11 protein-coding genes are annotated in these 10,827 nt (G+C 72.7%); 8 read left to right on the top strand and 3 right to left on the bottom strand.

Annotated elements, in window-relative coordinates; translation table 11 throughout:
- The 7 genes from AC2VNT_RS04850 to AC2VNT_RS04820 form a co-directional block, all read left to right on the top strand.
- The coding region (locus AC2VNT_RS04850; RefSeq protein ID WP_486945773.1) for a proteasome accessory factor PafA2 family protein at positions 1-294 on the top strand (294 nt) is incomplete at its 5' end.
- An 80-nt stretch (positions 295-374) separates the two neighbouring features.
- The gene (locus AC2VNT_RS04845; protein ID WP_486945772.1) at positions 375-1,367 is read left to right on the top strand and encodes a helix-turn-helix transcriptional regulator; all 993 of its coding nucleotides are present in this window, start codon (positions 375-377) and stop codon (positions 1,365-1,367) included.
- Positions 1,364-2,311, top strand: a complete 948-nt coding sequence (locus AC2VNT_RS04840) for a helix-turn-helix transcriptional regulator (protein ID WP_486945771.1) — start codon at positions 1,364-1,366, stop codon at positions 2,309-2,311. The genes AC2VNT_RS04845 and AC2VNT_RS04840 overlap by 4 nt, the downstream gene beginning before the upstream one ends.
- Before the next feature lie 46 nt (positions 2,312-2,357).
- Positions 2,358-2,597, top strand: coding sequence for a Sec-independent protein translocase subunit TatA (gene tatA, locus AC2VNT_RS04835; RefSeq protein WP_486945770.1), 240 nt, complete (start codon positions 2,358-2,360; stop codon positions 2,595-2,597).
- Positions 2,598-2,648: 51 nt separating this feature from the next.
- Positions 2,649-3,530, top strand: coding sequence for a twin-arginine translocase subunit TatC (tatC, locus tag AC2VNT_RS04830; protein WP_486945774.1), 882 nt, complete (start codon positions 2,649-2,651; stop codon positions 3,528-3,530).
- Between the two features lie 21 nt (positions 3,531-3,551).
- A complete protein-coding gene (locus AC2VNT_RS04825) occupies positions 3,552-6,326 on the top strand; it encodes a DEAD/DEAH box helicase (protein ID WP_486945769.1) in 2,775 nt (924 codons plus the stop codon).
- Positions 6,327-6,392: 66 nt separating this feature from the next.
- Entirely contained in the window at positions 6,393-7,046 is a 654-nt protein-coding gene (locus tag AC2VNT_RS04820; protein ID WP_486945768.1) for a DUF4333 domain-containing protein, read from the top strand.
- Positions 7,047-7,055: 9 nt separating this feature from the next.
- Here AC2VNT_RS04820 and AC2VNT_RS04815 read toward each other — a convergent pair whose 3' ends face one another.
- Complete coding sequence (locus tag AC2VNT_RS04815; protein ID WP_486945767.1) at positions 7,056-8,036, bottom strand: 5'-3' exonuclease; 981 nt, start codon at positions 8,034-8,036, stop codon at positions 7,056-7,058.
- A 24-nt stretch (positions 8,037-8,060) separates the two neighbouring features.
- Here AC2VNT_RS04815 and AC2VNT_RS04810 point away from each other — a divergent pair, with 24 nt between their 5' ends.
- Positions 8,061-9,197, top strand: coding sequence for a M24 family metallopeptidase (locus AC2VNT_RS04810; protein WP_486945766.1), 1,137 nt, complete (start codon positions 8,061-8,063; stop codon positions 9,195-9,197).
- A 3-nt stretch (positions 9,198-9,200) separates the two neighbouring features.
- On the opposite strand, the gene AC2VNT_RS04805 is transcribed toward AC2VNT_RS04810, so the two are convergent.
- Together AC2VNT_RS04805 and AC2VNT_RS04800 are read right to left on the bottom strand one after the other, a co-directional pair.
- On the bottom strand, positions 9,201-10,088 hold the full coding sequence (locus tag AC2VNT_RS04805; RefSeq protein ID WP_486945765.1) for a hypothetical protein: 888 nt from the start codon (positions 10,086-10,088) through the stop codon (positions 9,201-9,203).
- Between the two features lie 28 nt (positions 10,089-10,116).
- Positions 10,117-10,827: DUF5631 domain-containing protein (locus AC2VNT_RS04800; protein WP_486945764.1), on the bottom strand; the 711-nt coding region annotated here is incomplete at its 5' end.

The raw sequence follows: 10,827 nt of genomic DNA, 5'->3' as shown, positions 1-10,827 counted from the left end.
GCCTACCACGACATCAAACGCGGCCGCGGCGTGTTCGACCTGCTGCAGCGCAAGGGCCTGGCCGCGCGGGTCACCACCGACGAGGAGATCGACGCCGCCGTCGACACCCCGCCGCAGACCACCCGGGCCAAACTGCGCGGCGAGTTCATCAGCGCCGCGCAGGCGGCCGGCCGCGACTTCACCGTGGACTGGGTGCACCTGAAACTCAACGACCAGGCGCAGCGCACCGTGTTGTGCAAAGACCCGTTCCGGTCGGTCGACGAGCGGGTGAGCCGGCTGATCGCCAGCATGTAGCCGACCAGGACGGGCGTTTCGGGGCGAGGATGACGCGGCACCGGCCGGGTGGCGCACGGATCTGGCTTATCCTGCTCGGTGTGGCGATCGCCAAAGTCGAACGGCTGACCAACCTGGTCATCGCGCTGCTCTCCACGCGGGGCTACCTCACCGCGGAGCGGATCCGGTCCAGCGTGCACGGCTACGAGGACTGCCCGAGCGCCGACGCGTTCTCCCGGATGTTCGAGCGCGACAAGAACGAGCTACGCGACCTGGGCATCCCGCTGGAGACCGGCCGGGTGTCCGGGCTGGACCCGATCGAGGGCTACCGGATCAACCGGGATGCGTATGCGCTGCCCGACATCGCGCTGACCCGGGCGGAGGCCGCCGCGGTGGCGATCGCGGCCCGGCTGTGGGAGTCACCGGAGCTGATCGGCGCCACCCAGGGGGCGGTGTTGAAGCTGCGGGCCGCCGGCGTCGACGTCGATCCCGACGCGGCGGTGGCGATCTCACCGACCGGCCCGGCCGGGCTGCGCGGTTCGGAGGACGCGCTCGGGACGCTGCTGGCCGCCATCGCCGCCGGGCGCGCGGTGCAGTTCCGGCACCGGCCGTCGCGCACCGAACCGGCCGCCGTGCGCACCGTGGAGCCGTGGGGCGTGGTCACCGCGCACGGTCGCTGGTACCTGGTCGGCTACGACCGCGACCGGGACGGCACCCGGGTGTTCCGGCTGTCGCGGGTGGACGGTGACGTCACGCCGATCGGACCGGCCGGCGAGGTCACCCGCCCCGCCCATGCCAACCTGCGGGAGATCGTGAACACGGCGGTCGGCGACGCGCCGACCGGGCGGCGCGCCCGGGTGTGGCTGGCCGCCGGGCGGGCCACCGCGCTGCGACGGGCCGGTGCGCTGCTGGAGTCGCGACGCCTCGGTGACCGCGACGGCGACGTCGTCGAACTCGACATCGGCAGCACCGACCGGCTGACCCAGGAGATCGCCGGATACGGCGCCGACGCCGTCGTGCTGGAACCGGCGTCGCTCCGCGAAGATGTCCGGGCGCGGCTGCAGGCCCGGGTGCAGGCCGGGAGCTGCCGATGACACCGATCTCCGCGCGGCTGGTTCGGCTGCTGAACATGGTTCCCTACTTTCAGGCCAACCCGAAGATCACCCGCGCCGAGGCGGCCGTCGCGCTGGGTGTCTCCCCGGCCCAGCTGGACACGGACCTCACCCAGCTGTGGCTGTGCGGCCTGCCCGGCTACGGCCCGGGCGACCTGATCGACTTCGACTTCACCGACGACACCGTCGAGGTGGTGTTCTCGGCCGGGGTGGACAAGCCGTTGCGGCTGACGTCGCCGGAGGCGACCGTGCTGCTGACCGCGCTGCGGGCGCTGGCGGACGTCCCCGGCGTGCTCGATCCGGAAGCCGCCCGCACCGCGATCGCCAAGATCGAAGCCGCGGCCGGCGTCGCCGCCGGCTTCGCGAAGCCCGCCGAGGGAACCGCCGAGGGGCCGGCCGCTGCGGTGCGGGAGGCGGTGCAGCGGGCCCGGGCGCTGGCGATCGACTACTACGCGGCGTCGCGTGATGCGCTGTCACACCGGGTCGTCGACCCGATCCGGGTGGCGGTGATCGGCAGCCACAGCTACCTGGAGGCGTGGTGCCGGGTGGCCGAGGGGGTCCGGCTGTTCCGGTTCGACCGGATCGACGCGGCCGAGCTGCTCGACGAGCCGGCCTTGCCGCCGCAGCCGGCCGTGCAGACCGACACGTCGCTGTTCGACGCCGACCCGTCGTTGCCGTCGGTGACCCTGCGGCTGGCGCCGGCGGCGTCGTGGATGTTCGACTACTACCCGATGCAGCCGCAGCGCCAGTTGCCGGACGGATCCAGCGACGTGACCATGACCTACGCGTCGGATGAGTGGCTGACCCGGCTGCTGCTGGGACTCGGTGCCGACGTGCAGGTGCTGGCGCCGGAGTCGCTGGCCGCACAGGTCCGCGCCGCGGCCGCGGCCGCACTGGCGGCGTACCAGGCGACGCCGGGCCGGTGAGGCGACCCGCTGCGGTAGCATCGAGTCGACGTCTGGAGGTATCCAAGTGGGTGGTCTGAGTCCGTGGCACTGGGCGATCCTGCTGACCGTGGTGGTCCTGCTGTTCGGCTCCAAAAAGCTCCCTGACGCGGCGCGTTCGCTCGGCAAGTCGTTGCGGATCTTCAAGGCCGAGGTCCGTGAACTGCAGAACGACGCGAAGGCCGAGGCGCCGAATGCGTCCGCCGGGCCACCGACCGCGGTGCAGTCCGAGCGGGTCGACCCCCCGTCCGACGGGCAATCCGGGTAGCACGCGCCCAAACCCACCGGGGGCAACCGCCACACCGAACAATTGACCGATTTGCGTACCACCGGAATTCTGCGACGGATGGGCCCGCGGCTGAGGCGCGCCCGCGCCAACCCGGACGGCACCATGTCGTTGGTCGAGCACATCGCCGAACTGCGCACCCGGTTGCTGATCTCGCTGGCAGCCATCGTGCTGACCACGGTCTTCGGCTACGTCTGGTACTCACACTCGCTGTTCGGCCTGGAGAGCCTCGGTCAATGGCTGCGTGAGCCGTACTGTTCGCTGCCGGCGTCGGCGCGCGCCGACATCAGCGGCGACGGGCAGTGTCGACTGCTGGCCACCGCGCCGTTCGACCAGTTCATGCTCCGGCTCAAGATCGCGTTGGCCGCCGGCATCGTGCTGGCCTGCCCGATGTGGTTCTACCAACTGTGGGCGTTCATCACGCCCGGGTTGTACCGCAAGGAGCGCCGGTTCGCGGTCGCCTTCGTGATCCCGGCTGTGGTGTTGTTCGTCGTCGGCGCGGTGCTGGCCTACCTGGTGCTGTCCAAGGCGCTGCACTTCCTGTTGACCGTCGGCAGCGACGTGCAGGTGACGGCGCTCTCCGGCGACCAGTACTTCGGCTTCCTGGTGAACCTGCTGGTGGTGTTCGGGATCAGTTTCGAGTTCCCGCTGCTGATCGTCATGCTCAACCTGGCCGGCGTGCTGAGCTACCAGCGGCTGAAATCGTGGCGGCGCGGCCTGATCTTCGCGATGTTCGCCTTCGCGGCGGTGTTCACCCCCGGCTCCGACCCGTTCTCGATGACCGCGCTCGGCCTGGCGTTGACCCTGTTGTTGGAGGGCGCCATCCAGATCACCCGGCTGCACGCCAAGCGCACGGCCAAGCGTGCCGCCGCCGAGATTCCCGACGACCAAGCGGCGCCCATTGACGCGCCGTAGCCCGCGTCTGGCCGCGGACCCGTGAGCGACCCGACCGAACTGACCCGGTTCGCCGCCGAACTGCCGTTCGCCCTCGACGACTTCCAGCGGCGGGCCTGCCGGGCGCTGGCCGACGGCCGCGGCGTGCTGGTCTGCGCGCCCACCGGGGCCGGCAAGACCGTGGTCGGCGAGTTCGCCGTGCACCTGGCGCTGGCCGGCGGCGGCAAATGCTTCTACACGACGCCGCTGAAGGCGTTGAGCAACCAGAAGCACACCGACCTGACGGCGCGCTACGGCAAGGACCGGATCGGCCTGCTCACCGGCGACCTGTCGGTGAACTCCGGCGCGCCGGTGGTGGTGATGACCACCGAGGTGCTGCGCAACATGCTCTACGCGGACTCGTCTGCGTTGCACGGACTTTCGCACGTGGTGATGGACGAGGTGCATTTCCTGGCCGACCGGATGCGGGGCGCGGTGTGGGAGGAGGTGATCCTGCATCTGCCCGACGAGGTCCGACTGGTCAGCCTGTCGGCGACCGTCAGCAACGCCGAGGAGTTCGGTGGCTGGATCCAGACCGTGCGCGGCGACACCGCCGTGGTGGTCGACGAGCACCGGCCGGTGCCGCTCTGGCAGCACATGCTGGTCGGCAAGCGGCTGTTCGACCTGTTCGACTACCACAGCGCCGGTGCCGACGGTGCGGGCCGGCTGCAGGTCAACCCCCAGCTGCACCAGCACATCAGCCACCGGCGGGAGGCGGACCGGCTGCTCGGCTGGCACGGCCCCCGCCGGCATGGGGGGCGGGGCGGGTCCGGGCGCGACGGGCGGGCCCACGGCTACCGGCCGCCGATGCGCCCGGACGTGATCACGATCCTGGATGCCGCCGGGCTGCTGCCGGCCATCACGTTCGTCTTCTCCCGGGCCGGGTGCGACGCGGCCGTCGCCCAGTGCCTGCGGTCGCCGCTGCGGCTGACCAGCGAGGCGGACCGGGCGCGGATCGCCGAGGTGATCGACCACCGCTGCGGCGATCTGGCCGACGCGGACCTGGCGGTGCTCGGCTACTACGAGTGGCGCGAGGGCCTGCTGCGCGGGCTGGCCGCCCACCACGCCGGGCTGCTTCCGGTGTTCCGCCACACGGTGGAGGAGCTGTTCACCGCGGGCCTGGTCAAGGCCGTCTTCGCCACCGAGACGCTGGCGCTGGGGATCAACATGCCGGCCCGCACGGTGGTGCTGGAGCGGCTGGTCAAGTTCAACGGCGAGGAGCACGCACCGCTGACGCCGGGGGAGTACACCCAGCTGACCGGGCGCGCCGGCCGCCGCGGCATCGACGTCGAGGGGCATGCGGTGGTGCTCTGGCATCCCGGCGAGAGCACCGCCGATCCGGACCAGGTCGCCGGTCTGGCGTCGACCCGCACCTTTCCGCTGCGCAGCTCGTTCAGCCCGTCGTACAACATGACGATCAACCTGGTGCAGCGGATGGGCCCCGAGCAGGCGCACCGGCTGCTGGAGCAGTCGTTCGCCCAATACCAGGCGGATCGGTCGGTGGTCGGGCTGGTGCGGGCGGTGGAGCGCGGCGAGCGGATGCTCGACGAGATCGCCGCCGAACTCGGCGGCCACGACGCGCCGATCCTGGAGTACGCCCGGTTGCGGGCGCGGATCTCCGAGCGGGAACGGGCCCAGGCCCGCGCGTCGCGGCTGCAGCGCCGGCAGGCGGCCAACGACGCGTTGGCGGCGCTGCGCCGCGGCGACATCATCTCGATCAGCCACGGCCGCCGCGGCGGGCTGGCGGTGGTGCTGCAGGCCGACCGGGACAGCAGCGAACCGCGCCCGCTGGTGTTGACCGAGCATCGCTGGGCCGGACGGATCTCCGCGGCGGACTACCCGGGGACCGCGAGCCGGTTGGGGTCGATGAGCCTGCCCAAGCGGGTGGAGCATCGTCAGCCCCGGGTGCGCCGGGATCTGGCCGCGGCGCTGCGCTCGGCGGCGGCCGGGCTGGCCGCCCCGGCCCAGCGCGGTCGGCGTGGCGCATCCGCAGACGACGGCGGGGGACCGGATCCGGAGCTGGCCGAGCTGCGCGAGCGGCTGCGCCGGCATCCCACGCATCGCGCCGCGGAGCGGGAGACCGCGATCCGGGCCGCGGAGCGCTATCTGCGGATCGACGGCGACAACGCCCAGACCCGCAAGAAGGTGGCGGCCGCCACCAACTCGCTGGCCCGCACCTTCGACCGGATCGTCGGGCTGCTGACCGAGCGCGGGTTCATCCGGGCGGCCGACGGCGACGGCGACCCGACGGTGACCGAGGACGGCCGGCTGCTGGCCCGGATCTACAGCGAGAGCGACCTGCTGGTCGCCGAGGCCCTGCGCAGCGGGGCGTGGGACGCGCTGGACGCGGCCGGGCTGGCCGCGGTGGTCTCCGCGGTGCTCTACGAGTCCCGCGGCGGTGACCGGCCGGTCGTCCAGCCGGACGTGGAGCCGGCGCCGCTGCGTCAGGCGCTGCGTCGCACCCACCGGCTCTCCGCCGAGCTGCGCGCCGACGAGCAACGGCACCGGATCACCCCGACCCGCGAGCCCGACGACGGGTTCGTCGCCGCGGTGCACCGTTGGGCCCGCACCGGCGACCTGGCCGGGGCGCTGGCCGCCGCCGACGCCGCCGGCGGCGCGTCGGCAATGTCGGCGGGGGATTTGGTCCGCTGGTGCCGGCAGGTGCTCGATCTGCTGGACCAGGTGCGCATCGCGGCGCCCGACGCCGGCCTGCGCGCCACCGCGAAGCGCGCCATCGACGCGGTCCGGCGAGGGGTCGTCGCTGTTGATGCCGGGTAGGCTGGTCGGGCGCTACGGTGTACCCGACGATCGGTGCCCGGCACTTGAGAGGACTGGCGAACGACGATGAGCGGACCACAGGGATACGACCCGACGCAGCCCTGGCAGCCTCAGCCCGGCCAGGGTGAGCAGCAGGCCGCGGCCGAGACGCAGTGGGCGTCGACGCCGGCGTACCCGCCCGCGCAGTATCCCCAGTACCAGCAGCCGTCGACGGGGTACCCGGCGGCCCCGCAGTACCCCGCCGCGCCCGGCTACCGCCAGCCGGAGCAGTACGGTCAGCAGCCGTACGGCCAGCCCCCCCAGCCGTACGGCCAGCCCGGCGGCTACGGCCAGCCCCCCCAGCCGTACGGCCAGCCCGGCGGCTACGGCCAGTTCCCGGTGCAGCCGGCGGGACGCTCCCGGAAGGGGCTGATCATCGGCTTGGCTGTCGCGCTGGCCGCGGTGGGGCTGCTCACGGCTTTTGTGTGGCCCGCATTCGCGGTGAAGACCCGGCTCGACATCAACAAGGCGCAGGACGGGGTGCAGCAGATCCTCTCCGACGAGACCAACGGCTACGGCGCCAAGAACGTCAAGGACGTCAAGTGCAACGACGGGCAGGACCCGCTGGTCAAGAAGAACGACACGTTCGACTGCGAGGTCAGCATCGACGGCACCAAGCGCAAGGTGACGGTGACCTTCCGGGACGACAAAGGCACCTACGAGGTCGGCCGCCCCAACTGATCCGGCCGCTCAGCCTGGCACCCCGCCGAGGGCCTTGGCCAGCCGGGTGATCGAGGACCCGACGCCCAGTTCGGTCGCCAGCGCGGTGATCCGATCGGGCGCGACGGCGGCCCGGGGCAGCGCGTCCGACGGCGTCGAGAGCGCAACCGGAGCGTCGGTGGCGACCCGCACCACCGGGCCGGCGGCGTCGATGTAGTCGGCTGCGGCGGCCAGCTTCCGTCGGATGCCCGCGCCCATCTGAGACGCCGGATCGGCCGCGGCGGCCAGGATGCCCGCCAGCGAGCCGTGCTCTGCCAGCAGCGCCGCCGCCGTCTTCTCGCCGATCCCGGGGACACCGGGCAGCCCGTCGGACGGGTCGCCGCGCAGCAGCGCCAGTTCGGCGTAGCCGGCACCGGCCCGCTGCGCCGGCACCCGGTAGCGCTCGGCCACCTCGACCGGGCCGAACAGCGTCGCCTTGGCCAGCCCGCGCCCCAGGTAGAGCACCCGGACCGGGACCGGATCATCGGCCACCACCTGCAGCAGGTCCCGGTCGCCGCTGACCACCACCACCGGATCGCGGCGTTCTGCGGCGGCCAGCGTGCCCAGCACGTCGTCGGCCTCGAAACCGCGGGCGCCGCCGGTGGCGATGCCGAAGCCGGCGAGCACCTCCAGGATCATCTCCACCTGCGGCGTCAGGTCGGCGGGCACCTCCTCGGTGTCCGGCTGGTCGGCTGGTCCGTGGGCCGGGTCCCGGTCCGGTTCGGGTTCGGCGACCCGGTGCGCCTTGTAGGACGGGACGCGGCCGACCCGCCACTGCGGCCGCCAGTCCAGGTCCAGGCAGACCACCAGCCGGCCGGGTCGATGCCGGCCGATCACGGTGGCCAGCGTGTCCAGGAAGCCGCGTAGCGCGTTGACCGGCCGCCCGTCCGGGGCGGTGATCGACGCCGGCACCCCGAAGTAGGAGCGAAACCACATGCTGGCGCCGTCGAGCAGCAGCAGCGGAGCGGGCACGACTGTCAGGTTAGCCTTGCCGGCATGGGTTCTCGTCGATTCGACAGCGCGATCTACGCCCGTCGGCTGGCCGCGGCGGCCGACGCCGCCGCCGACGCGGGTCTGGCCGGCCTGATCATCACCCCGGGTTATGACCTGCAATACCTGATCGGTTCGCACGCGCAGACCTTCGAGCGGATCACCGCGCTGGTGCTGCCGGTGGCCGGCGCACCCACCGTGGTGGTGCCCCGGCTGGAGCTGGCCGCGCTCGGCGAGTCGGCGGTAATCGCCCTCGGTCTGCCGGTGCGGGATTGGGTCGACGGCGACGACCCGTACCGGTTGGTGGTCGAGACGCTCGGTGAGCGGCCCGCGGCCGCTGGAGTCGCAGCGGTCACCGATGCGATGCCCGCACTGCACCTGCTGCCGCTGGCCGCGGCGCTCGGCGTGCCACCGGTGCTGGCCACCGCGGTGCTGCGCACCCTGCGGATGGTCAAGGACGCCGGCGAGATCGACGCGCTGCGCAAGGCCGGCGCCGCCATCGACCGGGTGCATGCCCTGGTGCCGCGGTTCCTGGCGCCGGGTCGTACCGAGGCCGACGTCGCCGCGGACATCGCCGAAGCGATTGTCGCCGAAGGGCATTCGGAGGTGTCATTCGTCATCGTCGGCTCCGGTCCGCACGGCGCCGACCCGCACCACGAGTGCTCCGATCGGGAGCTGCGCAGCGGGGATGTCGTCGTGGTCGACATCGGCGGCGCCTGGGAGCCCGGCTATCACTCGGACTGCACCCGGACCTACAGCCTGGGAGAGCCCGAGCCCGAGGTCGCCCAGCGGTACGCGGTGCTACAGCGGGCACAGCGGGCGGCGGTCGATCTGGTTCGCCCGGGCGTCACCGCCGAGCGGGTCGACGCCGCGGCCCGCGGCGTGCTGGCCGGCGCCGGACTGGGGGAGTTCTTCGTGCACCGCACCGGACACGGCATCGGGCTGTCGGTGCACGAGGAGCCCTACATCGTCGGCGGCAACGACCTGCCGCTCACCGCCGGGATGACGTTCTCGGTGGAGCCCGGCGTCTACTTCCCGGGGCGGTGGGGGGCCCGCATCGAAGACATCGTCGTGGTCACCGAGGACGGGGCGGAGTCGTTGAACAACCGCCCGCACGATCTGGTCGTGGTGCCGGTCGGGTGAGGCTCACCGGTTCTGTTCGGCGCCGTCGTCGGGTTTGGAGGCGGGCTTCGGTGGGTTGCGGGTGGGCACCGGCTTGCCGTCTTGTCGTTTGGTGACCGGCGGCAGCGTGGGCGCGGTGTTGATCCGGCCCTGCACCGGGGCGCCGTTTTTCACCGCCGGCGGCACGACGCGCTTGGTGTCGGCCTTGGCGTCTTTGGGGTCGCCGCCGCCGTGCGCGCCGGGCGGCACCATCGGGTATCCGCCCATGCCGCCGCGGCCCATGCCGGGCGATTCCGGCGGGGCCGGTGGCGGGGGCTGAGCCGCCGCGGCCGAGGCGTACGTCGCCGCCGACGGCGCCGACGGAGCCCCCAGATACGACGACGGGGCGGTGCCGGCCAGGCCGGCGAGCCCGCCGATGCCAGCGCCGCCTAGCCCCCCGGCGCCGCCGAGGGTGTCGAGGGCATCGAGGGCCGGCTCGGCGATCTCGCCCGCCTTACCGGCGTTGGCCACCTGCTGGCCGGCCTGCATACCCTGCTGGAAGAGCGAGCCGAGCTGCTGGAAGATGCCGCTGCCGCCGCCCTTGCCCAGCCCCTGGGTCAGCCCGGAGGCCGCCTGCGGGAGTTGCTGGGCCATCCCCATGAGCTGCTGCATCCCGTCGGCCGACTCCGCCTCATTGGCCGGGAACCCGGTCAGCGCGTCACCGAGCTGCCCGTCTCGCTCCGCCTGTCCGGCCAGCGCTTCGGCCAGGTCGTCGGGGTCGCCCATGTTTCCGGCCATGATCATTGCATTGAGCAGCCAGCTCATGATCGAGTCGCCCGAGGTCGGATCGTCGGGGACCAGTGGCGGTGGCGGCGGTAGGCCATATGCCTGGGCCAGCTCGGCGAGGCGCATCGCGATGTCTTCACCGGTCATGACGATCCTTCTCCCCGCGGCCCCGCCGCTACTGCCCGCGGTCTAGAGCCCGGAACCAGGCGAAGTGGTACCGGGCCCCGGTGGTGTCGGTTTCGGCCAGGGCGTCGATTGCGGCCAGCAGCTGCCAGTTCCCGAGCGTGATGGTGTCGATGGTGTCAGGGTAGGCGGTAAGTACCAGCTCGCGCACGTCGGTGAGGGTTTCGCGGAGCAGGTCGATCTCGGAGTCCAATACGCCGGTGCCGGCTGCGGCGGCTTTGGCGATGGTGTGGGCCAGTCGGGGCAGTCCGTCGCGCCATTTGGTGGCTTGGCCCAGTTCCCAGCCGAGTTCTTCGATGACCGGTCCTTGCCGGACCCGGGTGGAGGTGGGAATGGGTTCGGCGTCGTCGGCGTCGGGCAGGGCGTGCACCGGGCTGTAGTGGGCGACGACGGTGGCCTCGCCGAGCAGGGCGTGGATGTCGCCGCGGCGGACGGCCGGTTCGAGCAGCGTCATGGCCGCCGGGATGGCGATCTGGGGTGGAATCCAGCCGCTGGCCAGGTCGGTGACCAGCACGGTGGTGCCGTCCGGGCGGTCGGCGACGGCCCAGCGCAGCCGGGGTTCTTGGCGGGCCACCATGTCGATCAGGCGCTGCAGCCGGCCTTGCGCGGTGACCTGCTCGGAGGCTGCGCCGGCGACGGCGCCACCGGCGGTGGCGGTCACCATCTGGGTGCCGAGTCCGGTCGGTTCGGCCGGCGCGGTCGG

It is taken from the genome of Mycobacterium sp. TH-M15 (genome assembly GCF_057473705.1).
Note: the sequence above shows the minus strand (reverse complement) of the source record. Positions and strands in the feature narration are given on the sequence as shown.

Excerpts from the sequence above, each read along its gene's own strand:
- AC2VNT_RS04840 (WP_486945771.1), top strand. The coding sequence starts at position 1,364 with ATGACACCGATCTCCGCGCGGCTGGTTCGGCTGCTGAACATGGTTCCC.
- AC2VNT_RS04820 (WP_486945768.1), top strand. The coding sequence starts at position 6,393 with ATGAGCGGACCACAGGGATACGACCCGACGCAGCCCTGGCAGCCTCAG.
- AC2VNT_RS04810 (WP_486945766.1), top strand. The coding sequence starts at position 8,061 with ATGGGTTCTCGTCGATTCGACAGCGCGATCTACGCCCGTCGGCTGGCC.
- AC2VNT_RS04805 (WP_486945765.1), bottom strand. The coding sequence starts at position 10,088 with ATGACCGGTGAAGACATCGCGATGCGCCTCGCCGAGCTGGCCCAGGCA.